This window comes from Burkholderia sp. HI2714 (assembly GCF_002223085.1).
Classification (GTDB): Bacteria; Pseudomonadota; Gammaproteobacteria; order Burkholderiales; family Burkholderiaceae; genus Burkholderia; species Burkholderia lata_D.
In genome coordinates, this window is sequence record NZ_NKFM01000016.1 from 1 (window position 1) to 23614 (window position 23614).

The following is a 23614-nucleotide window of genomic DNA, read 5'->3' on the forward strand; positions in this document are numbered from 1 at the left end:
TGCACATGCGCCTGATGAAGGGCCTGCGCGGCACGGTGGCCGCATGGTGGGCGCTCACGGGCCTGCTCGTGACGACCTTCGCGTTCCTCGGCGTCAACATGTTCCTGTCCGGGCTGCACAGCTACGGGCAGCTCTGAAACGCGCGCGACGGCTTCTACCGTGTTCTACCCATGCACTTCGGCGAGCACTACCACTACAAGCCGGACGCGTACCGAACCAGAATGTCCGAAGGGGGGATCGCCGCATTGCGCGGTGACGTAGGAGGAGCCATGAGACGCGTCTACTTTCTGTTGCCGACGACGCAATGCGCGCAGTCGATCGTCGGCGAGTTGCTGTCGCTGCGAATCGAGTGGCGACATATCCATTGCCTCGCCAATCACGATGTGATGCGCGACGGGTTGCCGGAGGCCACGCTCGTGCAACGCAGCGATCTGCTGCCGTCGCTCGCGCGCGGCACCGCGGTCGGCTTCGGGACCGGCATGCTGCTCGGGCTGCTCGTGCTGGCGTTCCCGCCCGACGGTTTGCGGATCGGCGGCGGTATCGTCGTGGCGATCACGCTGTTCGGCGCGGCCTTCGGCGCATGGGTGGCGACGATGATCGGTGTCGACGTGCCGAGCACGCGCCTGAAGCGCTTCGAGAACGGCATCGAGCACGGCGAATTGCTGATGATGATCGACGTTCCGACCGACCGCGTTCACGAGATCGAGGACGCGATCAAGCTTCATCATACGGACGCGCATCTACAGGGCGAAGATCCGACCATCCCGGCATTTCCCTGATCGTCTCTCGAGCCGTCGGCCGGTGTCACGCCGGCCGCCATCGCTCGGTGACGCCGGGCCGCGGATCGTACGCGCGTCGCCGGCGGCATCGCGTGCCGCCCGCGTTTCAGTTCGCGGCGAGGAGCCGTTTGTAGCGCGCCAGGACGCGCGGCACGTACTCGCGCGTCTGCGGAAACGAAGGAATGCGATAACCGGCCCGAATCACGGCGTTCTCCCCGGCGTTGTAGGCAGCGAGCGTGAGTTCGACGTTTTCCTTGAACAGGTCGAGCAGGAAACGCAGATACCGCGCGCCGGCCAGCACGTTGTCGCGCGGATCGAGCATGTCGCCGCCCGAGAAGCGCCGCGCCGTTTCCGGCATCAATTGCATGAGCCCGCGCGCGCCTTTGTCCGAGACCGCCTTCGGGTTGTATCCCGATTCGACGTCGATCACCGCGCGAAGGAGTTCGGGCGGAACGTTGAACGCCGCGCTTGCCTCGGTGATCACGTCCGCGAACGACGAGGCGACCGCCGATTTCGGCGCGGCATGCTTCACTGCCGATGCGGCCGGACCGGGGGCCGCGACGATCACTTTCAGATTGGCGGTGCCGGGCTCGTTGGTCAGGACGATGACGCCATTGCTCGCCACCGTGCCGTAAATCTGCGCGTGCGCGACGCCGACGCATGACCATGCCGAGCCGATTCCCACGCATGCGGCAACGATGGCTTTGCTCAATCCGGATGAAGGGTGGCGGTGCATCTTTCTGGCCTCCTGCATCTGCATTGTCGTGGCCGTGCCGGCTCATCGACAATGGGGCACCCTCCTACACTTCGACGCCCGGGGCCGTATGCGGCGGCAGCGCTGCAAAAGTGTTACACAAGTAATGATCGGTAGCGCACAGTAATTGACAGAAGTTGACGATCCTTACGCGCGACGATTGTTTTTTGCTCAACGCAATCGTTGCTCAAGAAGAAATCTTTTCGTGCGCGACGAAAGCGATTGGATAGTCGCGCCATCCGTAGTCGTACGGATGCGTCGCACAACGCTGAATCGATGCAACCCTGAAACATTTCCTGCTACCGCGGGCCCTTTCCGCAGGTGTATGCCGGCGCGGGGGGCTGGCGCGTGGCGCGCTGGCGCGATCCTTGCGGGCACAACGGGCATGGCCGGACAACCGCCATCGGACCGGACCGATGAAATGATTGAAAGCAGTCCGGCACCGTGCAACGAGGCATTGATGTCCAACGCGCGGGAATACTTGGGGGAAGTCGTGAATACTAAATATCGAGTGGTCATTGCAGAGGATCACGATCTGCTGAGAAACGGGCTCCGGTCGATGCTTTGCGCCCAGGGGGATTACGAAGTCGTCGGAGAAGCGCGGGACGGCAAGGAGGTATGCCATCTGGCCATGACGCTCGCGCCGGATCTGATCCTGATGGATCTGTCGATGCGCGGGATGAACGGCATCGATGCGAGCGCGACGATCAAGCGTCGAATGCCGGCCGTCCGGATCGTCGTGCTCACGGTCCATCAGAACGAAGAGTATGTGCGCGAGGCGCTGCGGGCGGGCGTCGAAGGCTACGTGCTCAAGGACGTTTCGTTTGACGAATTGCTGCTCGCCATGCGTATGGTCATGCAAGGGAAGAAGCACCTGAGCGCGGATGTATACGGCTACATGGTCGACTCGTTCGTGACGGGGCGCGAAATGCCTGCGCCGAAAAGGGCTTGGGACATCCTGACCGCGCGTGAACGCAGCGTACTGAAACTGATCGCGGAAGGGCGTACCAACCGGCAGGTCGGCCAGTACCTGAACCTGAGCCCGAAGACGATCGAGAAGTATCGGGCGAGCATGATGCACAAGCTCCATCTCGCGAATCTGACGGAACTGGTGCTCGTCGCGATGAACATGGGTCTGTTGACCACGCTCGCGGCGAAATGCGCGGAGCCGAACGTGGACGACGTGCTGACGCACCCGGTCGTCGACGCAGGGGTGGTTGAGGGTGCCGTCGTGCGGCTGGATGACTATCCGGCGGGCGGCGCGAAGCGCTGAGTGCGGCTGGCGCATCAGACCGGCCAGGTGGCCGAGACGCGTGTACCCGTCGCGGCGGATGACCGGATCGCAAGCGTGCCGCCGTGCGACTCGATGCGGTGCTGCATGCCGATGAGCCCGAGCCCCGCCGCGCGCGCGTCGTCCGTCGAAAGCGGATGACGCTCGTAGCCGACGCCGTTGTCGTCGATCGTCAGCAGCAGGCCGCCCGGATCGTGTTGCAGGCCGAGCACGATTTCGGTTGCCTGCGCATGCTTGACGACGTTGTGCAACGCTTCCTGCGCGACCCGGAACATGTCCGCCTTCAGATGATCCGGTATGTCGTCGTCGTCGACGTTGCAATTGAACTCGACCGACAGCGGGTTCGCGTCGCGCTCGATGCGCCGGCATAGCGAAGCGAGCGCGGCCGGCAGCCCGAGCCTGTCGAGCATCGGCGGCTTCAGTTCGCCGCAGATCTGGCGCACTTCGCCGATCGTCTCGCGGATCCGCAACACGGCGGCGTCGAGCAGATTCGTCGCGTCGGCGATCTCGCCTCGGCGAATGCGCATGAGCGCGTCCTCATTCATCAGCTTGATGAGCGTCAGCGCCTGGCCGAGCCCGTCGTGCAATTCCGCGGCAAGCCGATGTCGTTCCTTCTGTTGGCCCATCAGCATATACGTGTGGAAGGCATGCACGCCCGTATCGTTTGCCGCGGCGCCGCGCCGTTCGGGTTCGGGGGGCGGCGGTTCCTCGAACAGCGTTAGCGACAGGCAGGTGCCGGGCAGCAGCTGCTGATGTACGACGAATCGCGCGGGATGGCCGCTTCGCCCGCTGAGCATGGCCGCGAACGAATGCTGCGCAAGGGCGCTGCTCCTCGACAGTTCCTGCGTCAGTTCAGCGTGGGCGTCGTCGGGTGCCAGTTCGACCAGGTGCAGGTGGACGAGCTCGGTGGTCGTGTACCCGAACAGCGCCGCGGCGCTGCGATTGACCGCCAGGAAGGTTCCGTCGCGGTCGAGAATGGCAAGCGCCGCGCCACGCGCATCGGTGACGATACCGGTGCCGCGATCGTCGGGACGCACGGCACCGCGCAGCTTGCGCATCGCATCGATCAGGTCGAGCAGCCTGATCCGTGGCTCTTCGGGCTGGTGTTCAGTCATGGTAGCTCCCGATGCGCAATTTTCAGGAAACCGTAAGGTTTCGGTCATTCTAGGACGTGACCGACGCCGGCCGCAACATGGGGATTTCGCGCGTAAGGCATAGGGGCATCCCTTACGCATGCACGGGCATTCCAGCCAAGCGGACATGTCCTACCGGCCATTGGGGGGCGTCATCCCATGACGCTTGCGATCAACTTCATGACACTGCATTGACGAGGCACGGAATTATCCGTCGCCTGCATTCGTGTCAGGGAGGCCGGTATGAACAGGATCGCAAGATCGACGATGCGCGCATGGGTGATCGCGGGCGCTGCGCTTGCCACGACGCCCGCGTGGTGTGCGCCCGATGGCAGCGAGATCATGAACGCCGGCGGTGGCGCCGCCGAAGGCGCCGTCGCAAACACGAGCACCGTGGAGGATGCCGCGCCGGGCGTCAGCGAAAGTCTGATGGGAAAGGACATGCAGAAAGGTGTCGAAGAACCGGTCGGGACCGCCGTAGATAGCGCCGACGGGCGTGCCGCCGCCGACGCTGCGCCGCCCACCGCGGAGCACGCGACGGAGCCGGCCGTCGCGCCTGCTGCTGCGCCTGTTACCGGACCCGCCGCGGAGCCTGCTACCGAGCACCCCGCAGAGCACGCACCGGCCGCACCCACCGGGAGCGAGGTGGGCAAAACCGACTCGCACATGACCGAGGGCGCGACCGAAGCCGCCGGCATGCACATGCATCACGCCGTGATGCCGGGCACCGTGCACACGATCGTCCGGTATGCCGAGCCGTCGGTCCAGCTCGTGCGCGACGACGGTCAGGCCGTTTCGCTGGTCAAGGAGCTCGACGACGGCCGGCCGGTGTTCCTGACGTTCATCTACACCAGTTGCACGACCATCTGCCCGATGGTCAGCCAGACGCTCGAACAACTGCAGGGCGAACTCGGCGCCGACCGCGACAAGGTGCACATCATGTCGATCTCGGTCGATCCGGAGGCGGACACGCCCGAGCGGCTCAGGACTTACGCGGCACGCTTCGGTGCCGGCCCCGAATGGCAGCACTACACCGGTACCGTCGATGCGAGCGTTGCGGCTCAGCGCGCATTCAACGTGTATCGCGGCGACAAGATGAACCACACGCCAGTGACGTTCGTGCGGGCCGCGCCGGGCCAGCCGTGGCTGCGTATCGATGGCTTCGCGACGCCGACCGAACTGCTCGCCGCCTATCACGATGTCGTCGCGTCCAATTAGGTGCCACGTTTCTGCAAGGGAGCGTCGAAATTGGACAACAAGCACCGCGTGCTGATCGTCGAGGACCAGCATCTGTTACGCGTCGGCCTGAGTCATCTGGTTTCCGAGTTGGCCGACTACTGCATCGTCGGTGCGGCGAGCGGCGGGGTCGAGGCCTGCCGTCTCGCCGAGAAGACGCGGCCCGACCTGATCCTGATGGATCTATCCATGCCGGGCGGCAGCGGCTTCGAAGCGATCGCGACGATCAAGCGCGACGCGCCGCATACGCGGATCATCGTCCTCACGGTCCATCGCAGCGAAGACAACGTGCGCGAGGCGTTCTTCGCCGGCGCCGACGGGTACGTGGTCAAGGACTCGCCGTTCGCCGACCTAGTTCGCGAGATGCGTTTCGTGATGCAGGGAAAGTGCGTGGTCAGCCTCGACGCGTATCGTGCCCGCGCCGGCCTGCACGGGCTGCACGACGCGAGCGCGCACAAGGCGCGATTGTGGAATGCGCTGACCAATCGCGAGCGCACGGTGTTGCGGCTCGTTGCCGAAGGGCACACGAGCCGGCAGGTCGGCGAGTGCCTGAAGGTCAGTCCGAAAACGGTGGACAAGCACCGTGCCAATCTCATGCGCAAGCTCGGCATCGTGAACCTGACCGGCCTGGTCCACTTCGCGATCGACATCGGCGTGCTCGCGCTGAACGACGACGACCGTGTGTGAACACCCTCCATTGACGCATGGCGAAACTGGAGGGGATTTACCCACAGGGATGGACGGCACTCCCTACTTCTGACCCGTACCGACGCGAGCAAGAATGCAATCAACGGCATCGGCGGCGCCGATGCCGCGGGTCGATACAGGGAGGGAGCCGTGAGCCACGAATCGTTCTCGATCCCGGCCGCCGGGGGGGCGGACCAGCGGCGGCGTGATGAACGACGCGTGTGCCGCGTGTACGCGAGTCGCGGCTTCACCTTGCTCGAGCTGCTTGTCGTGATGGTCATCATCGGATTGCTGGCAGGGCTCGTCGCGCCACGGTATTTCGAACAGGTCGGCAAGTCGAACGTGAAGATCGCGCGTGCGCAGATCGTGTCCCTCGGCCAGGCGCTGGATCAATACCGGCTCGACGTCGGCTCCTATCCCACGACCGAGGAGGGGCTGGATGCGCTCGTGAACAAGCCGCAAAACGCATCGCGGTGGAGTGGTCCCTATCTGCAGAAAACCGTTCCGTCAGATCCGTGGGACCGGCCCTATCAGTATCGCTCGCCGGGCGAGCACGGCGACTACGACCTGTTTTCGCTGGGCAAGGACGGACGCGGCGGCGGTACCGGCGAGAACGTGACGATCTCGTCGTGGTAGCGATGCGTGGCGCGGCGGCCGTGCCTGTCGCGAGCCGTGCGCAAGGAGAATCGACGTGAAGTTCGTGCTGCGTGTTTTCGATACGAATGGCCTGGTCCAGACGCTTCGCGTCGACAGCGATTCGCCGGCCAGCGCGACGGCGGTCGCACGTGCGCGCGGCCTTCGCGTCGTATCGGTGAACGCGGACGCGCGGCGGCAACGGCGCGGCACGGGCCGGCTGGGCATGCCGGGCGCGCGGTTCGACGTCGAGATGTTCGCGCGCGAACTGGCGGCGCTGCTCGATGCCGGGGTCGGCGTCGTCGACGCGTTGCGCACGCTCGGCGGCAACGTGCGGCGCGAGGCGTCCGCGCAGGTCTATCGCGACCTGCTGCGGCGACTGGAGGAGGGGCTGTCGCTGTCGGCGGCGCTCGAGCATGCGAGCCACATCTTCCCGCCGGTGCTGGTCGCGTGCGTCAAGGCGAGCGAGCAGACCGGCGGCCTGGCCGGCAGCCTGACGCGTTACTCGCGCAATAGCGCGACGCTTCACGAGCTGCGCGGGCGCGTCGTGTCGGCCGCGATCTATCCGACGGTCCTGCTTTTCGTCGGCGCGGCCGTCGTGCTGTTCCTGCTCGGCTTCGTCGTGCCGCGATTCGCGACGCTCCTCGAACACAGCGGCCGCGAACTGCCGCTGATGTCGCGGCTGCTGATGGCGTGGGGCGCCATGGTGCACGCGCACGGCACCGGGCTGGGCATCGGCCTCGCGGTGCTGGCCGTGGTGACCGGCATCGCGTTGCGTCGGCCGTCGCTGCGGATCTGGATCGCCGATCGCCTGCTGGCGCTGCCCGGCATCGGGCAACACTTCCGCGTGTTTCGCCAGTCCCAGTTCTATCGCACGACGGCGATGCTGGTGGACGGCGGTATTCCCGCCGTGCGTGCGTTCGACCTTGCGCGCGGCCTGGTCGGCCGGGCAGACCAGGCCGCGCTCGCGGGCGCGCTGCAGCAGGTCCGCAATGGCGCGAGGATCTCCGATGCGTTCCAGCAGGCCGGCCTCGCGAATGCGATCGGCTATCGCCTGCTGACGGTGGCCGAAAAAACCGGCGGCCTCGGGCCCGTGCTCGATCGGATTGCCGCGTTCCAGGAAGCGCAGGTGTCGCGCACGATCGATCTGATCTCGCGACTGATCGAGCCCGTGATGATGATCGTGATCGGCGTGGTGATCGGCGGCATCGTCGTGCTGATGTACCTGCCGATCTTCGAGATCGCGTCGAGCATCCAGTAGGCCGCTCAGGAGACACGCGTGGATACCGACATCACCCTCCCGGAAAACCTGCCCGACGCGGGCGTCGAATTGCGCGATATCCTGCGCGCGCTCGGCGAGCGGCACGGTTCCGGTATTCGCGCGCTCGAAGCGCTGATGGCGCAGACGGCCCTCGGCGCGGACGAGATACGTGGGCGGCTCGCCGCGCAATTCCACATGAAGCCGATCGGGATCCGCGAACTGAATCGTCTCGAGCCCGATTTCGACACGGTGTCGTTCGTCGAGGCGACGGCGCGCCTGTGTGTGTGCTTCCGCGATCCCGACGGCGGCGACGCGCTGCTGTTCGCGATCGCAGACCCGCTCGATGCGCGCACGCGTGGCTGGGTCGAGCACCGGATGCGCGCTCGGCCGGCGATGCCGTACGGCTGGGCGCTCGCGAGCGCGGGGGACCTCAACGCATATCTGGCCGTGCGCGAGAAGGATATCCGCGCGATGGATTCGCTCGCGTTCGACGATTCGATCCCGCACGCGCCGGATCCCGCGTCGCTGGCGCTGACGCTGCAGGGCATCAGCAGCGACGACAGCCCGGTGGTACGCCTGCTGAATTCGACGATCTACGATGCGCTCAAGATGCTGGCGAGCGACATCCACCTCGAATGCCGGGCGAACGGATTGATGATCAAGTGCCGGGTCGACGGCGTGCTCACCGTGGTGGGGCGCGTCGACGGCCATGACGTCGCCGACCAGGTACTGTCACGCGTGAAGGTGATCTCCGAACTCGATATCGCGGAGCGCCGCATTCCACAGGACGGGCGCTTCAAGGCGATGTACGCCGGGCGCGAAATCGATTTCCGCGTGTCGATCATGCCGAACCAGTTCGGCGAGGACGCAGTGCTGCGGATTCTCGACCGCTACCAGCTTTCCCAGGCCGCGGGCGGCCTGACGCTCGAGGCGCTGGGATTCCAGCCGGGCGACACGCGGTTCATGCGTTCGGTCGCGGCCATGCCGTACGGCATGCTGCTCGTCACGGGGCCGACCGGCAGCGGCAAGACCACGACGCTTTACGCGATCCTCACCGAAATCAACAACGGCCTCGAGAAGATCGTGACGATCGAGGATCCGGTCGAATACCAGCTTGGCGAAATCCTGCAGATTCCGGTCAACGAGGCGAAAGGCCTGACCTTCGCGCGCGGGCTGCGCTCGATCCTGCGGCACGATCCGGACAAGATCATGGTCGGCGAGATCCGCGATCCCGACACCGCGCAGATCGCCGTGCAGGCCGCGCTGACCGGCCATCAGGTGTTCACGACCGTCCACGCGAACAACGTGTTCGACGTGATCGGCCGCTTCACGAACATGCAGGTCGATTCGTACAGCTTCGTATCCGCGCTCAACGGCGTGGTCGCCCAGCGGCTGCTGCGTCGGTGCTGCCCGGATTGCCTCGTCGAGGACAGGGTGGATGCCGATACGCTCGCCCGCTCGGGCATCGATCCGGACACGGCCGGCGGCTACCTGTTTCGGCGCGGCGCGGGTTGCGCGATGTGCCGCGGCAGCGGCTATCGCGGCCGGCGCGCGATCGCGGAGGCGCTGCGCATGAACGACGAGCTGCGGCAACTGCTGTCGGAGCGCGCGCCGCTCGGGCACATCAAGGCGGCGGCGCTGCGCTACGGGATGATGACGCTGCGATCGGCGGCGATCGAGCAGGTGAGGCGCGGCGAGACGACGCTCGAGGAGATCAATCGTGTCACCATGGTCGAATAATGCGCTTGCGATCGGCGTCGGCACGCGCGAAGTCGTGGTCGGGGTCCGCACGTCCGTACCGTGGCGGCTGCACCGGCGCACGCTTGCCGGCGATCCGGTCAGCATCGGGATTCCCGACGAGCGGTTCGGCAGCGAGACAGGCGTGCTCGACGCGCTGCGCGCCGCGTTTGCCGCGCCACCGGACGCCGATGCCGATGCCGATGCCACTGCCTCCACGGCGCAGGCGCATGACGCGCACGTGCCGGCGCACGGCAAGACGCCGCCGAAGCGCAGCGCACACATCGTGCTCGACGATTTCTGGTGCCGCCACGCGATTTTGCGCGGCGATTTCCGCACGCTGCGCACGCGCGAACTCGAAACGATCGCGCTCGCCCATTTCTCCGATACGTACGGGATCGACGTCGAATCGCTGATGGTGCGCTTCTGCGTGCAACCCGGCGGGCGCGCGCTCTTTGCCAGCGCGCTTTCGCGCACGCTGTACGACGGCATCCACGATGTCGGTGCGGCCGCCGAGGTGCGCGTGCGCAGCCTGAGATCGGGTCTGCCGGAGACGCTGAACCGTCTCGCGGTGAAGTCCGACGGCGATGCGCTGCTGCTGGTCGCCGCCGACGCGTTGCTCCAGGCGGTCGTGATCGAGCGGGGCGGCTGGACGGCGTACGATGCGCAGCGCCTCTTTCCCGGCGAGCTGGACGACGCGTCGCGGCTCGCCGAGCTCGCGGAGCAACTGTTCGAACGCTCGGCGACGCGGGCGGGCCTGAAGTCCGGGGACTGTACGGTCTATCTGCCTGCGCTCGACACGGACGCGGCACCGTTCGAGGCGCGTTTCGCGGCCGCGATCCGGCCCGCGCTGCCGGCGCTCGACGGCTCGCCCGCGCGCCGGCTGATGGAGTATGCGCCATGATGCGGCCGCTCGACATCGACTTCTGCCGGCGCGGTGCGCGCGTCCGGACGGGCGGCATGATCCTGCTCGGCGTAGCCGTGCTGCTGTGTGTCGCCAGCGGCGCGCGACTGTGGCGCGCCTATGCGGAGAACGATCGCGTGCAGGAGAGCGTGGAGGCCGCCCGGCACCGGACGCTCGCGCAGCGGCACGTCGCGAAGGCGCTGCCGACGGCGGCCGAGAAGCTCGCGGAAAAGCAGAGCGGGGCGGTGCTGCGCGAGCTGACGGTGCCGTGGCAGACACTGTTCTCGATCGTCGAGGACTATCCGGACCACGACGTCGCGCTGATCGGCATCGACCAGAACCCGGCGCAAGGGCAGATCCGCATCACGGCCGAAGCGAAGAACCCCGACGCGATGATCGCGTACCTGAAGTATCTGCAGACGAGCGTCGTGCTGCGCGAAGCGGTGCTCAACGGTCATGTCGTCGAGACCAACGTGCCGGGCATGCCGGTGCGTTTCCAGATCACGGCCGTCTGGAGGAAGTCATGAAAACCGATCGGTTGGCCGACCGGCTGCTCACGTTGCGTTTCGAATGGCGGCGCGCGTTCGGCCTGCCGGGCCTTGCCGGCCTGCTGCTGGTCGGCGCTGCGATCATCATGGTCGCGGCGGTACCCGGCCTGGATGCCGATACGCGCGCGCTGCGCGCGCCGGCCGGGCTCGTACGGGCCGCGCCCGTCCACCGTCCGGCCGGGGCGCCCGCACCGGTGGCGGATGCGGTTTCGCTCGACGCGTTGCCCGAGCTGTTCCCGCGTTTCACGCAAAGCGCGGATGACATCGCGTCGATCTTCGCGCAGGCGCGCGACAGTCACCTGACGCTCGGCTCCGCCGAGTACCAGGTGATGACCGATTCAGGCGCGCGCTTCGCGCGCTACGAGGTGCTGTTGCCGGTCAAGGATCAGTACGGCGCAATCCGGCATTTCCTGGCGTCGGTGCTCAACACCGTGCCGAATGCGGCGCTGCAGGAAATCCACGTCGAGCGTCCCGCGGTGGGCAGCAATATCCTCGATGCGCGGGTGCGCTTCGAGCTCATCTACCGGAGCGCGCAGCCATGAACGCCATCGCCCTGAAGCCGGCTTCGCGCACGCGTATCGTGCTGGCACTGTGCTGCGTCGTCTTCGCCGGCGCCGGGTATCGCGTGCTGGTCGCGGCGACGCGGAGCACGTCGCCGGTTGCGGCGATTGCCGGCGTGCATCGCGACAGCGCACACGCATCGGCGGCCCGGGCCGCCGCGCACGCCGCGCCGGCCACGCCCGCGTCGCGACCCGCGCCACCGGTCGCGGCGCCGACGCCGCTGGAGCGGCTCGCCGCATTGCGTGCGCCGGTGTCCGTCGAGGCGGCGCACGACCCGTTCACCGCGTCGTCGTGGCTGCCGCCGCCCCCCGTCGTGCCGCCGCCGCCCGAAACGCGTCCGGCGCCGCCGACGGCGCCGCCGATGCCTTTCACCTTTGTCGGCGAACAGGATGCCAAGGCGGCCAGGCCGCGTGTGTTTCTCAGCAACGGGGATCAATTGCTGATCGTGTCTCCGGGCGACGTGATCGATCGCCAGTATCGCGTCGAGTCGGTTTCGGAGTCGAGCGTGGTGCTCACCTATCTGCCGCTGAACCAGGTGCAGGTGGTGTCCATTCCAGTGGAAGGAAAGTAGATGAAAACCTCACGCACACGGGATGCGCGCCGCACCGGGGACAGCGGCCCGTCGACCCCACTCACGCCTGCCGTCCCGTTCGACCTCCGGCATGCGCCGGTCAGCCGGATCGCGACGACACGCGCGCTGGCGATCGCCGTGGCGCTGCTCGCGGGCGGCGGCTGCGCGCACGTGCCGAACGTTCACGACGATCCGACCAATGCGCAGGTGAGGATCGACGCGATGCACGACCGCGACGCGCAGGTCAACGAGTTGCTGGACAACGCCGACACGTTTCGCCGGCAGAACCAGTTCGACGACGCGGCGCGGTCCGCCTACATGGCGGCCGAGCTCGACCCGACCAGCGAGCGCGCGCGCCGGATCGGCACGATGATCGAGCAGGACCGCAAGCATCTGGCGATCCTGCAGGAAGCGGACCGCATGATGAAGCGCGGCTCGTACGCGCCGGCGGCCGACCGCGTGCATCGCGTGCTGGTCGAGGATCCGGCCAATGCGATGGCGCTGAGCATGCAGTCGGAACTCGACGCCAAGCGCCAGCAGCAACGCGCGGAACGGGACGACAAGCTCGCCGCTTCGTCGATCATGCGTACGCCGGTGTCGCTGCAGTTCCGCGACGCCAATGTGCGGATGGTGTTCGAGGCGCTGTCGCGGACCTCCGGACTGAACGTCATTTTCGACCGCGACGTGCGCGCCGACCTGAAGACGACGATCTTCGTGCAGAACGCGTCGCTGCAGGACACGGTCGACATGATCCTGATGCAGAACCAGCTCGACAAGAAGCAGATGAACGCGAACACGTTGTTCATCTATCCGGCGACACCCGCGAAGGAACTCGAATACCAGGAGCTCAAGGTGCGCACGTTCCAGCTGTCGAACGTCGATGCCAAGCAGATCCAGTCGCTGCTGAAGAGCCTGCTGAAGGTGAAGGAAGTCGTGATCGACGAGCACGCGAACACCGTGACGATCCGCGGCACGCCGGACATGATCAAGGTCGCCGAGGAGATGATCGCCGCGCAGGACCTGCCGGAACCGGAGGTGATGCTCGAAGTGCAGGTGCTGGAGGTGTCGCACGAGCGGATGACGCAGCTCGGCATCGACTGGCCGAATTCGTTCACGGTGTCGACGCCGAGCACGGCGAATACCTGGGGCGGGCTGCACCATCTGCCGGTCAATGCACTGAACGTCAGCGGCTTGTCCGCGACCGCGGATTTCAAGCTCACGGATACCGACGCGAACCTGCTCGCGAGCCCGCGCATCCGCACGCGCAACAAGGAGAAGGCGCGCATCATGATCGGCGACAAGGTGCCGGTGATTTCGAGCTCGAGCACGCCGAGCACGAGCGGCCCGTCGTTCACGCAGATGATCCAGTACCTCGATGTCGGCATCAAGCTCGAAGTGGAGCCGCAGGTTTACCGCGACGGCGACGTCGGCATCAAGTTGAATCTCGAGGTCAGCAATATCACCAACACGATCTCGAGCAGCAATTCGCAAGGCCTCAGCTCGCTCGCGTATCAGATCGGTACGCGCAGCGCGTCGACCAGCCTGCGCCTGCGGGATGGCGAAACCCAGATACTCGGCGGGCTGATCTCGGACGAGGATCGCCGGAACGCGAACAAGGTGCCGGGCCTGGGGCAACTGCCGTTGCTCGGTCGGCTCTTCTCGGATCATGGCGGCGATCACAAGAAGACCGAGATCGTGCTGCAGATCACGCCGCGCATCGTGCGTCCACAGGTCGCGGCGGATTCGGACACGCAGGAAGTGTGGTCGGGCACCGACGTCAACGTGCACGCCGACCAGCTGCGGCTCGACCCGGTCGCGCTGAACGCGGAAGGGTCCGCCCCGGCGTCCGCATCGTCGGCGCCGGCGCCCGTCGCGAGGGTGGTGCCCGGCAGCGTGGGCGGCGGCACCTCGGGCCGCAGGACGTCCACGCCGCTGGAGGCGGCCGCGATCCGGGCGCAACCGTCGCCGGGGAGCGGCGCGTTCGGGCAGATGCCGGCCGCGCCGCGCACGACGCCGCCGCCCGAACCGTACGGCGGACGCTTCGCGAGACCGCAGCCCGCGTTGCCCGCGCCGGCGGCGGCAACAGGCGGAGCGTCGCCCGCGGATGGCGCGGCGCAGGCCGCCGAGCCGGCGGGCAACGAAGTGGCGCCGGCCCCGGGCACCACCGTGACGCCGGTGGCGACGCCGCAGTCGACAACGCAGGTCGCGGCACCGGCCGCGCCGCCGGCCGCGGCACCGGCTGCGGCACCGGCGTCGACGCTGCAGATGCCGGCGGGCGATATCCCGAGCGAAAACCCGCTTCACGCGGTTCCCACTGGAAATTGAACCGTGGCTATCCATCACCGCACGTCGCGCGTCGGCGGCCCTCGTCATCCCGGTCAGCGGGGCTTCACGCTGATCGAGATGGTGATCACGCTCGCGCTCGTCGGCATTCTTGCGTTCGCGATCATGCCGTTTTCCGAACTGATCGTGCAGCGCCAGAAGGAGCAGGAACTCGGCGCCGCGCTGCGCGAGATCCGCACCGCGGTCGATGCGTACAAGGATGCGAGCGACGCGGGGCAGATCGACAAGGAACCGGAAGCGTCCGGCTATCCGCCGTCGCTGGCCGTGCTGGTGACGGGCGTGAAGAACGCGAGGGATCCGAAGGGCGGCCTGATGATGTTCCTGCGCCGGGTGCCGCGCGATCCGTTCTTCGCCGGCGATCCCGATACGCCCGCCGAGGAGACCTGGGACGTGCGCGCCTATGGAACGCCGCCGGATCCGGCGGCGGGCGATCCCGCGGCCGACGGGATATCCGGGAGCGCCGAGGCCGGCAAGGACGTGTTCGACGTGACCTCGAAATCCGCGCGTGTCGGCATCAACGGCATCCCGTACAAACAATGGTGACGGTGATCATGAACCCCGCTCGCATCCGCAGGACTCGCGGCTTCACGCTGATCGAGATCGTGGTCGTGATGGCCATCATCGGCCTGCTGCTGACGCTGGCGGTGCCGCGTTACATGCACAGCATCGAGCGCGGCAAGGAGCAGGTCCGGCAACAGAACATCGCGGTGATGCGCAACGCGATCGACCAGTACTACGGTGACAACGGTCAGTATCCCGAAACGCTCGACGAGTTGGTCTCGAAACATTATCTGCGAGCGGTCCCGCTCGATCCGGTGAACGGCGACGACAAGTGGGCGGCGATCGCGTCGTCGGACGAGACCAAGCCGGGCGTCTACGACGTGGCGCCCGCGAGCAGCGCACAGGCTGCGCAGCCCGCTGCGACGAGCGTGCCCAAATGAGCCAGGCCGGCCGAGCCGCGCACGTCGTCGCGCGGGCGATGCGCGGCCGCCCGTGCACCGCGCGTCAGCGCGGGCTCGTGCTGCTGGCGCTGCTGATCGCGCTGATGCTGATGTCGATCGCGCTGGCGGGCGCGCTGGATGTCTGGTCGTTGCAGCGTCGCCGCGAGCAGGAGCGGCAACTGCTGTTCGTCGGCGATCAGTACCGGAGGGCGATCGTCCACTACTACCGGCTGGCGCGCGCCTATCCGGAAACCGTCGACGACCTGCTGGAAGACAGCCGCTTTCCGAAGCCGATCCATCATCTGCGCCGCGCGTATCCCGATCCGGTCACCGGTCGGAACGACTGGGGATTCCTGTGGCGCGCCGATCGCTTCTACGGCATCTACAGCAGCTCGGATCTGGCGACGATCAAGCGTGCGGGATTTCCGCCTCGGTATGCAGATTTCGAAGGCGAGGAAACCTACGGAAAGTGGCGCTTCCTTTATCTCGCCCCCGGCCTGATCGCGCCGGCCGACGGTGTGTCCGCGTCCGCGCCTGCGCCTGCGTCTGCGTCGGTGGGCAGCTTCCCGAGCCTTTCCGGGTTCGCGGGCGGATACCTGCCGGGGCAGGCGCGGTCCGGTCTGCGTTGAGGAACGACGAAAAAAAGCGCGATGCCCACACGGGCATCGCGCGTCAAACGGCGTGGAGCGCCGACGAATGATCGTGGTGAAGAAAGGGACGCCCGGTTAGGGACGCCCGGTCAGGGGAGAGGCCCGCCTCGCGCGCCCGGTCAGGCCTTCGCGAGCTTGATGCTGGTCTGCTCGGCGGTCAGGTAGCCGACGCTGGCGCCGAAGCGGTCCTTGAAGTTCGCGCGCACGAGCGGATCGAGCGTCGGCTTGACCTTGTCGTGCAGCGGCGATTCCCAGTCGCCCGCGTGCTGGAAGTTGCTCATGATGTAGGTCCAGCCGTTGATCTCGTCGACCGCGTGCAGGCCCGTCGATTCGGCGCCGGCCGGGCACGACAGCACGCGTACCAGCGACTTCGTGTCGACGTTGTAGGCCCACAGGAAGTTGTTCACGTGCATGCCCGAGTCTTCGCCGATGAAGAGCGTGCGCAGCTTTTCGGAGAACTTCAGGTTGTCCGGGTTCGCGATCTTGTCCGGGTTCGCGAGGTTGCCGAGCGCGTCGGCCGCGGCGAGATCCTCGCCGACGAGCGCGGCCGGCGCGCCCATGTCGACCGGCACCCATTCGCTGTCGATCGCGCTGCCCGTCGTGTCGCGCTGGCTGCCCTTCAGGTTCAGTGCATAGACGGCGCCCGCGGCGATCTTCTTGTCGACCGCGACGTCGCGCGACACCGCATTGCCCTTGACCATCGACGTCTCGATCCGCGACATCGCCGTGTAGACGATCTTGTCCTTCGCGTTCACGGTCGTGCCTTCGAGCTTCGTGAAGCCCATGCTGCCGCCGAGCAGCGCCGCGTAGCGGTGCGTCTCGAGGAACGCGGCCGCTTTTTCCATCCCCGGCTTCACGCGCATCCAGTTGAACTTGCCGCCGAAGTGGATCTTCGTGTAGCTCGCATCGTTCGGGTCGGTAGTCACCAGGTCCATGATGTCCGACGCCTTCAGCGTGTTCGCGAGCGCTTCGATCTCGCTGCTGGTCGCGTGGCCGATCCTGATCCACGTGAGCGTCGCGGTGCCCGCGCCGGCCGACGACGTCTGCGTCCACTTCGCGACGTACAGCGTACCGGCCGACAGGTCGGCCGCCTTGTCGGCGACGAACATGAACAGGCCGCCGTTGGTGGCGTCGTCACCCATCATCACGGTGCGCTGGTCCGGCATCACCTGGATCAGCTCGTGCGAGATGCGGCCGAGGCAGTAGTGCTTCTTCACGGTGCCCGTGCCGTCCGGATTCACGGTGATCTCGGGCAGGTGGCCGTAGTGGTAGGGGTTCGCCTTCGTCTCGTCGCCGAAGGTGTTCTTGCTGAACGCCTTGAACTGCGCGTCGGTCGCGACCTTCGTCGCGTCCGGCTCGTACTCCTCGCTCGACAGGTGCGTGCCCCACGGCGACAGGCTCGCGCCGCACGTGATCCACAGCCCGTGCGCCTTCGACGTGTCGACGTTGTGGTACTTGACGACCTTCAGCGCGCCGTTGGCCGGATCCTGGTCGAGCGTCAGCACCGCGATCGGCGACGGCAGCTGGCCGTATTGCGATGCGCTGGCCTGGTCGCGCGTCGTGTATTCGAACTGCACGACCGCGAACACCGTGTTGCCCTTCACGCCGGGCACGTTCGCGTTCTTCAGCGTCAGCAGCGAGCTGCCGTCCGGGCAGTCGGAATAGAACTGGCGTTCCTTGCCGGCCACCGAGCGATCGATGATCGGCTGGTTGTTGATGTCGTAGTAGCCGCCCGCGAGCGTCGTGCCGCCCTTGCCGTCCGGCACCAGGTCGCCCGTCACGAAGAACGGCCGGTACGCCAGCTTGAAGTTGCGCGCGGAGCCGTCCGAGAACGACACCGACAGCGTCGAGCCGACCGTCGTCGTGGCCATCGCGGCCGCGTTGTCGAGCGTGGGGGCAGCCATCGCCGAGAACGTCGCCGACGTGTACGCGGCGGCGACCGGGGCCGGCGTCGACGCCGGATTGTCGTCGCCGCCGCAACCCGTCAGCAGGGCCGGCAGCGCGAGGCCGGAAAGCGGAAGCATCGGCGCGCCGGCGAGGATCTTCAGGGCCTGACGACGGGAAGTATTGGGCAACGCGGGCATGTGGAGTCCAGTTTCAGTTGTTGGAAGAATGGCCTTCGCGAAGCAGGCGGTCGGCAAGCTCGGCGAAGGCAAATTGAAAACTGGACGGAAGTGTAGGGACGCTAGATGAAAGTTTTTTGAATTGAAAACGTAATGATGTGTCGGGCGGCCGTCAGGTGAACGGACGGACGCCGGTCGCAAGCGTTTGCGCTCAATCGCGTTCGGGCGTCGCCGAGATCCGGTGGATCGACAGGTCCGCGCCGTCGAACTCGGCTTCGCGGTCGAGGCGCAGCCCGACGGTCGCTTTCAGCGCGCCGTAGACGAGCGTGCCGCCCGCGGTCGCGATCGCGATGCCGCCGAGCGTGCCGACGAGCTGCGACATGAACGACACGCCGCCGAGACCGCCGAGCGCGGGCAGGCCGAACACGCCGGCCGCGAGGCCGCCGAGCGCGCCGCACATGCCGTGCAGCGGCCACACGCCGAGCACGTCGTCGATGCGCCACTTGTTCTGCACGCAGGTGAACATCGCGACGAACAGCGCGCCGGCCGCGGCGCCCGTGACGAGCGCGCCGATCGGGTGCATCACGTCGGAGCCCGCGCACACCGCGACGAGGCCCGCGAGCGGCCCGTTGTACGTGAAGCCCGGGTCGTTGCGGCCGGCCATCCACGCGGCGAGCGTGCCGCCGACCATCGCCATCAGCGAGTTCACGGCGACGAGGCCGCTGATCTTGTCGAGCGTCTGTGCGCTCATCACGTTGAAGCCGAACCAGCCGACCGCGAGCACCCACGCGCCGAGCGCGAGGAACGGGATGTTCGACGGCGGGTGCGCGGCGATCCGGCCGTCCTTCGCATAGCGGCCGTGGCGCGCGCCGAGCAGCAGCACGGCGGGCAGCGCGACCCAGCCGCCGAACGCGTGCACGACGACGGAACCCGCGAAATCATGGAATGGCGCACCGAACGCGTGCGTGAGCCAGGCCTGCACGCCGAAGCGTTCGTTCCACGCGATCCCTTCGAAGAACGGATAGATGAAGCCGACGATGATCAGCGTCGCGACCAACTGCGGATTGAACTTCGCGCGTTCGGCGATGCCGCCGGACACGATCGCGGGGATCGCCGCCGCGAAGGTCAGCAGGAAGAAGAAGCGCACGAGCGCGTAGCCGCTGTGCTGCGACAGCGTGCCGATGTCGTCGAAGAACTCGACACCGTACGCGATCGTGTAGCCGATGAAGAAATACGCGAGCGTCGACACCGAGAAGTCGACCAGGATCTTCACGAGCGCGTTGACCTGGTTCTTCTTGCGGACCGTGCCGAGTTCGAGAAAAGCAAAGCCCGCGTGCATCGCGAGCACCATGACGGCGCCGATCAACAGGAACAGTGTATCGACGCCGGATTTCAGACCATCCATGCCGTGGCTTCCTTGCGCAAAAAACGGGCGAGGAACGCAAGTATCGAGCCAACTTGGTGAACGGCTGCGTGGAGTTGGTGCTTCAACCCCGTGTGGTGCGGCAATCCGGTGAATCGTGCACGGGAAGGGGGCGCGGCCGATGCGTATGCGATGTGATTCGGGGTGCACGCGTGTGGTGCGACACGTGCAGAACTGGTGCGTGTGACGTGCCGATTGGCGCGGTGTGGTGCGTCGTGGTGCGCGAAGGTAGGTCGCTGCGCACCGTTCCGGCGCATCAGTGACGCGGGAACAGCAGCGGCGGCCGGCGCAGCCGCAGCGCGCACGCCGACCAGTAGGCGGCGACGGTCGTCAGCCCAAGGGCGGCAAACGCGAGTGCCGCGAAGCCCGCCAGCGACTGGCCGTCGGCGGTGGGGCCGAGGATGCCTTCCGCGACGATCAGCGCGGCCGTCCAGAAGCCGATCACGGCCTGCGTGAGCAGGCGCGCGGACGCGACGCGGCGTGGGCGCCCGGATTCGGCCAGGCGATGGGCCGACGGCGGGCGCAGGCACAGGAACAGGGTGGCGGCGAGCACGGCGGCCAGGGCGATGAGCCAGTCGACGAGAAAATTCATGAGAAAAAGGGGGCGTCCAAAGCGGATTGAAGCGTGCCCACTTTAGTGTCCTCGCGTGTTCGATTAAATCAGACGAGTCCGAAATTGAAAGCCATTTTTAATCACGGCGCGTGATTGGCCCTGTTCCACAGGCGGTATCATCGACGTCGGTCCAACCACGAGGCTGCGCGACGCGCGGCCGGAGATTGCAGATGAACATGAAGACATCGCGGGCGCGTCGCGTGCCCGGGTCCGTACTGGCGGCCATGGCCGCCGGTGCGCTGCTGTTGCTTGCGGGTTGCGAGAAGTCCGGCGCGCCGGCCACGCAACCCGATACGGCCGCGAGCGCGGCCGCCGATGCCGCGAACAATGCGGCCAAGGCGCTCGACCAGGTGGCGAGCACCGTCAACCAGCAGCTCAACGCCGCGAAGGCCGGCATCGCGTCCGCGGCGTCGGCCGTGCCGCCGCTGTCCGCGAGCGGCCTTGCATCCGCCGCGCAGGCGCAGATCGACGCGGCCGCGTCCGCGGTCGTCGCGCATGCGGCTTCCGAAGCCGGCGCGAAGATCGCCGAAGCCGGCAAGAAGCTCCAGCAGTGGAGCCAGCAGAATGCGTCGGGCGCCAAGCCCGCGAGCGGAGAGTGACGCGGGCTTGCATGATCCGCTAAATGTAATTATAGTAGTTACACATGTCGCCGGCTGCGGGATGGGCCGGCGTCGTCAAGTGAGTCAGGAATGAATACCAGCAGCCGGTTCGCGTTTGCCGTCCACGTGCTTGCCTTGCTGTCGATGCAGGAGGGCGTGCCGCTGTCGTCCGACATCATCGCGGGCAGCGTGAACACGAATCCGGCGCTGATCCGCCGGTTGCTGTCGATGCTGGCGGCCGCAGGGCTGACCACGTCGCAGCTGGGTGCGGGCGGCGGTGCGCTGCTGGCGCGTGAGCCCGGCGAGATCACGCTGCTCGACGTGTATCGCGCGGTCGACGATGCGCAACTGTTTGCGCTGCACCGTGAGGCGCCGAATCCGGCGTGTCTCGTCGGGCGGCACATCCAGGGCGCGCTGATCGACTACATCGGCGACGCGCAGCGTGCGATGGAAGCATCGCTTGGCACGCGCACGCTGGCCGACGTGACGGCCGACGTGCTGGATCTGGAGCAGCGCACGCAGCAGGCGACACGCGCCGGCGGGTGAGCGGCGGCAGGGCAGGAAGCCGGACGGCGCGAGATGCGTGGCGACCGGCACAACGGGGGCTTTGCCCCGTTTTTTTCGGTCTTATATGTAATTAACTACGTTACATATTTTTCTTACTGGAGAATCGATATGACGCAACGTACCTTGAATATCGCGCTGTTCGGCGCCACCGGCACGATCGGCTCGCGCATCGCCGCGGAAGCGGCACGACGTGGCCATCGCGTGACCGCGCTGTCGCGCCATCCGGGTGCAGCCGGCGACGGTATCACCGCGAAGGCGGCCGACCTGTTCGACGCGGCCAGCATTGCGGCCGCCCTGCCGGGCCATGACGTCGTCGCGAGCGCGTACGGTCCGAAGCAGGATGATGCGGCGAAGGTCGTCGCCGCTGCGAAGGCGCTGGTTGCCGGCACGCGCCAGGCGGGGCTGAAGCGGCTCGTGGTGGTGGGCGGCGCCGGTTCGCTCGAAGTTGCGCCGGGCAAGCAACTCGTCGACAGCGAAGGTTTCCCGGAAGCGTACAAGGCGGTCGCGCTCGCGCACCGCGACGCGCTCGACTACCTGAAGACGGTCGGCGATCTCGACTGGACGTTCTTCGCGCCGGCTGCGCTGATCGCCCCGGGCGAGCGGACGGGTACGTTCCGCACGGGCGTCGGCAAGCTGATCGTGGACGCGCAAGGCAACAGCAAGATCTCGGCGGAGGACTACGCGATCGCGTTCGTCGACGCGCTCGAGCAAGGCAGCTTCGTGCACGAGATCGCGACGGTCGCGTATTGAGCGGTGCGCTGACGCTGGCCGGTGGCGCGTGAGCGCCGGGCCGGCCGCGACGTGCAGGAACGCCAGGCGATTCCACCTTCACGGGCGGGATCGCCTGTTTCATTTGGCGCGTGCGGTGTGGCGGCGGATCCGCTCGCTCCGCGCGCGTACCGGATCGGTATTTATACCGGTCGACGCGGCGAAGCCGTTTTCATATTGTTCCCCGTTGTGCAGGATGAATAGAATAAATTTCTATCTACGAGGGACTGGAGAAATGGACGCCATCGATCGCAAGCTGCTGGAGCTGTTGCAGGCGGATGCCACGCTGCCGATCGCGGAACTGGCGCAGCGCGTGAACCTGTCGCAGACGCCGTGCTGGAAGCGCGTGCAGCGGCTCAAGGAAACCGGCGCGATTCGCGCGCAGGTTGCGCTGTGCGATCCGCGCAAGCTCGGGGTCGGCACGACCGTGTTCGTCGCGATCCGCACGAACCAGCATACCGAGGAATGGGCGCAGCGTTTCACGCAGGCCGTGCGCGACATGCCGGAAGTGGTCGAGGTGTACCGGATGAGCGGCGAGACCGATTACCTGCTGCGCGTCGTGGTGACCGGCATCGACGATTACGACCGCGTCTACAAGCAGTTGATTCGCGCGGTGCCGCTGTTCGACGTCAGCTCGTCGTTTGCGATGGAGCAGATCAAGTATTCGACCGCGCTGCCCGTGCGCGATCTTGCCGAGCCGGCCTGACGCGGCAATGAAGCGCAGCAACGAAACGCGGCGATGAAGCGACGCGGGCGCGTATTGCGCCCGCGGGTTCAGCGGCCGCGCGCCAGTGCGCGCGCGCGTTGGTCGGCCAGCGCGTCGCGGCGCACGAAATCCGCGACGAACGGGCTGGCCGGATGGTGATGCAGCGCGTACGGCGTATCCCATTGCGCGAGCTGGCCATCCTTCATCACGCCGATCCGGTCGGCGATCGCGAACGCTTCGGCCTGGTTGTGCGTGACGAGGATCGCGGTGTGGCCCGTGCGTTTCAGGATGTCGCGCAGCTCGAACGCAAGCCGCTCGCGGGTATCGACGTCGAGATTCGAGAACGGTTCGTCGAGCAGCAGTAGCTCCGGCGACGGTGCGAGCGCACGCGCGAGTGCGACGCGCTGCTGCTGGCCGCCCGACAGCTCGTGCGGATACGCGCCGCCGGAATCGGCGAGGCCGACGAGTTCGAGCATCTCCGCGACACGCAGGCGCCGTTCGGCCTTCGGCATGCGCCGCAGGCCGAAGGCGACGTTGTCCGCCGCGCTCAGGTGCGGGAACAGCGCGTAATCCTGGAACATCATGCCGATGCGCCGCCGCTCGGGCGGCACGTCGAGCGATGGCGCCGCGACGGGCACGCCGTCCAGGATGATGCGCCCCATGCGCACCGGCTCGAAGCCGGCGATCGCGCGCAGCACGGTGGTCTTGCCGCAGCCGGACGCGCCGAGCAGGCAGCCGATGTCGCCGCGCGGCAGCGCGAGGCTCAGCCCGTCGACTACGGTGCGGCGGCCGTGCGGCGAGTCGTAGGCGAGGCAGAGGTCGTCGAGTTCGAGCAGGTTCACGGTG

26 protein-coding genes and 1 pseudogene are annotated in these 23614 nt (G+C 67.0%); 20 read left to right on the forward strand and 7 right to left on the reverse strand.

Translation table 11 applies throughout. The annotated features are described in order from the left end of the window. Both CFB82_RS43895 and CFB82_RS06445 read left to right on the forward strand, forming a co-directional pair. Positions 1 to 137, forward strand: a pseudogene (locus tag CFB82_RS43895) (c-type cytochrome biogenesis protein CcsB); the annotation flags it as partial. Between the two features lie 132 nt (positions 138 to 269). Next, complete coding sequence (locus tag CFB82_RS06445) at positions 270 to 779, forward strand: DUF1269 domain-containing protein (protein WP_089483648.1); 510 nt, start codon at positions 270 to 272, stop codon at positions 777 to 779. A gap of 106 nt (positions 780 to 885) precedes the next feature. On the opposite strand, the gene CFB82_RS06450 is transcribed toward CFB82_RS06445, so the two are convergent. Beyond that, positions 886 to 1539: a lytic transglycosylase domain-containing protein gene (locus tag CFB82_RS06450; protein WP_373558747.1), complete on the reverse strand. Its 654-nt coding sequence runs from the start codon at positions 1537 to 1539 to the stop codon at positions 886 to 888. Positions 1540 to 2026: 487 nt separating this feature from the next. Here CFB82_RS06450 and CFB82_RS06455 point away from each other — a divergent pair, with 487 nt between their 5' ends. After that, positions 2027 to 2806, forward strand: a complete 780-nt coding sequence (locus CFB82_RS06455; protein WP_089483730.1) for a response regulator — start codon at positions 2027 to 2029, stop codon at positions 2804 to 2806. A 14-nt stretch (positions 2807 to 2820) separates the two neighbouring features. Here CFB82_RS06455 and CFB82_RS06460 read toward each other — a convergent pair whose 3' ends face one another. Continuing rightward, positions 2821 to 3939 (reverse strand): sensor histidine kinase, encoded by a 1119-nt coding sequence (locus tag CFB82_RS06460; protein WP_089483650.1) that lies wholly within the window; start codon positions 3937 to 3939, stop codon positions 2821 to 2823. Positions 3940 to 4109: 170 nt separating this feature from the next. Next, on the reverse strand, positions 4110 to 4400 hold the full coding sequence (locus tag CFB82_RS43900; RefSeq protein ID WP_256990280.1) for a hypothetical protein: 291 nt from the start codon (positions 4398 to 4400) through the stop codon (positions 4110 to 4112). Positions 4401 to 4623: 223 nt separating this feature from the next. Between CFB82_RS43900 and CFB82_RS43905 the strand changes: the two genes are divergently transcribed. The 13 genes from CFB82_RS43905 (at position 4624) to CFB82_RS06525 (ending at position 16008) form a co-directional block, all read left to right on the forward strand. Further along, positions 4624 to 5175 (forward strand): SCO family protein, encoded by a 552-nt coding sequence (locus CFB82_RS43905; protein WP_373558748.1) that lies wholly within the window; start codon positions 4624 to 4626, stop codon positions 5173 to 5175. A 30-nt stretch (positions 5176 to 5205) separates the two neighbouring features. Then, positions 5206 to 5880 (forward strand): response regulator, encoded by a 675-nt coding sequence (locus CFB82_RS06470; RefSeq protein ID WP_069247548.1) that lies wholly within the window; start codon positions 5206 to 5208, stop codon positions 5878 to 5880. Positions 5881 to 6099: 219 nt separating this feature from the next. Then, positions 6100 to 6516, forward strand: a complete 417-nt coding sequence (gspG, locus tag CFB82_RS06475; RefSeq protein WP_306426968.1) for a type II secretion system major pseudopilin GspG — start codon at positions 6100 to 6102, stop codon at positions 6514 to 6516. A 55-nt stretch (positions 6517 to 6571) separates the two neighbouring features. Beyond that, a complete protein-coding gene (locus CFB82_RS06480; protein WP_089483653.1) occupies positions 6572 to 7774 on the forward strand; it encodes a type II secretion system F family protein in 1203 nt (400 codons plus the stop codon). Positions 7775 to 7792: 18 nt separating this feature from the next. Beyond that, complete coding sequence (locus tag CFB82_RS06485) at positions 7793 to 9514, forward strand: GspE/PulE family protein (RefSeq protein ID WP_089483654.1); 1722 nt, start codon at positions 7793 to 7795, stop codon at positions 9512 to 9514. Then, on the forward strand, positions 9495 to 10415 hold the full coding sequence (locus CFB82_RS06490) for a hypothetical protein (protein WP_089483655.1): 921 nt from the start codon (positions 9495 to 9497) through the stop codon (positions 10413 to 10415). The genes CFB82_RS06485 and CFB82_RS06490 overlap by 20 nt, the downstream gene beginning before the upstream one ends. After that, positions 10412 to 10942, forward strand: coding sequence for a hypothetical protein (locus CFB82_RS06495; RefSeq protein WP_069247552.1), 531 nt, complete (start codon positions 10412 to 10414; stop codon positions 10940 to 10942). Before CFB82_RS06490 ends, CFB82_RS06495 begins: the two co-directional genes overlap by 4 nt. Beyond that, positions 10939 to 11505 (forward strand): hypothetical protein, encoded by a 567-nt coding sequence (locus CFB82_RS06500; protein ID WP_089483656.1) that lies wholly within the window; start codon positions 10939 to 10941, stop codon positions 11503 to 11505. Before CFB82_RS06495 ends, CFB82_RS06500 begins: the two co-directional genes overlap by 4 nt. Beyond that, the gene (locus CFB82_RS06505) at positions 11502 to 12095 is read left to right on the forward strand and encodes a hypothetical protein (RefSeq protein WP_089483657.1); all 594 of its coding nucleotides are present in this window, start codon (positions 11502 to 11504) and stop codon (positions 12093 to 12095) included. Before CFB82_RS06500 ends, CFB82_RS06505 begins: the two co-directional genes overlap by 4 nt. After that, entirely contained in the window at positions 12096 to 14420 is a 2325-nt protein-coding gene (locus CFB82_RS06510) for a type IV pilus secretin PilQ (RefSeq protein WP_089483658.1), read from the forward strand. It abuts the gene before it with no gap. A gap of 3 nt (positions 14421 to 14423) precedes the next feature. Beyond that, positions 14424 to 14981 (forward strand): type II secretion system protein, encoded by a 558-nt coding sequence (locus CFB82_RS06515; protein ID WP_256978754.1) that lies wholly within the window; start codon positions 14424 to 14426, stop codon positions 14979 to 14981. An 8-nt stretch (positions 14982 to 14989) separates the two neighbouring features. Further along, positions 14990 to 15379, forward strand: coding sequence for a type II secretion system protein (locus CFB82_RS06520; RefSeq protein WP_069249252.1), 390 nt, complete (start codon positions 14990 to 14992; stop codon positions 15377 to 15379). Then, complete coding sequence (locus CFB82_RS06525; protein WP_089483659.1) at positions 15376 to 16008, forward strand: type II secretion system protein; 633 nt, start codon at positions 15376 to 15378, stop codon at positions 16006 to 16008. The genes CFB82_RS06520 and CFB82_RS06525 overlap by 4 nt, the downstream gene beginning before the upstream one ends. 140 nt (positions 16009 to 16148) lie before the next feature. Here the strand turns inward: CFB82_RS06525 and CFB82_RS06530 are convergent, their stop codons facing one another. The 3 genes from CFB82_RS06530 to CFB82_RS06540 form a co-directional block, all read right to left on the reverse strand. After that, positions 16149 to 18113 (reverse strand): PhoX family protein, encoded by a 1965-nt coding sequence (locus tag CFB82_RS06530; protein WP_089483660.1) that lies wholly within the window; start codon positions 18111 to 18113, stop codon positions 16149 to 16151. A gap of 190 nt (positions 18114 to 18303) precedes the next feature. Continuing rightward, positions 18304 to 19497: an ammonium transporter gene (locus CFB82_RS06535; RefSeq protein WP_069247559.1), complete on the reverse strand. Its 1194-nt coding sequence runs from the start codon at positions 19495 to 19497 to the stop codon at positions 18304 to 18306. A gap of 274 nt (positions 19498 to 19771) precedes the next feature. Then, the gene (locus CFB82_RS06540; protein ID WP_069247560.1) at positions 19772 to 20107 is read right to left on the reverse strand and encodes a hypothetical protein; all 336 of its coding nucleotides are present in this window, start codon (positions 20105 to 20107) and stop codon (positions 19772 to 19774) included. 191 nt (positions 20108 to 20298) lie between these two features. Between CFB82_RS06540 and CFB82_RS06545 the strand changes: the two genes are divergently transcribed. From CFB82_RS06545 to CFB82_RS06560, 4 genes are all read left to right on the forward strand, one after another. Further along, positions 20299 to 20727, forward strand: coding sequence for a hypothetical protein (locus CFB82_RS06545; RefSeq protein WP_089483661.1), 429 nt, complete (start codon positions 20299 to 20301; stop codon positions 20725 to 20727). 90 nt (positions 20728 to 20817) lie between these two features. Further along, positions 20818 to 21273: an Rrf2 family transcriptional regulator gene (locus tag CFB82_RS06550; protein WP_089483662.1), complete on the forward strand. Its 456-nt coding sequence runs from the start codon at positions 20818 to 20820 to the stop codon at positions 21271 to 21273. Between the two features lie 129 nt (positions 21274 to 21402). Continuing rightward, entirely contained in the window at positions 21403 to 22044 is a 642-nt protein-coding gene (locus CFB82_RS06555; protein ID WP_089445273.1) for an NAD(P)-dependent oxidoreductase, read from the forward strand. 253 nt (positions 22045 to 22297) lie between these two features. After that, positions 22298 to 22768, forward strand: coding sequence for an Lrp/AsnC family transcriptional regulator (locus CFB82_RS06560; RefSeq protein ID WP_069247564.1), 471 nt, complete (start codon positions 22298 to 22300; stop codon positions 22766 to 22768). 68 nt (positions 22769 to 22836) lie between these two features. On the opposite strand, the gene CFB82_RS06565 is transcribed toward CFB82_RS06560, so the two are convergent. Then, on the reverse strand, positions 22837 to 23610 hold the full coding sequence (locus CFB82_RS06565) for an ABC transporter ATP-binding protein (protein ID WP_089483663.1): 774 nt from the start codon (positions 23608 to 23610) through the stop codon (positions 22837 to 22839). Positions 23611 to 23614 lie beyond the last annotated feature (4 nt).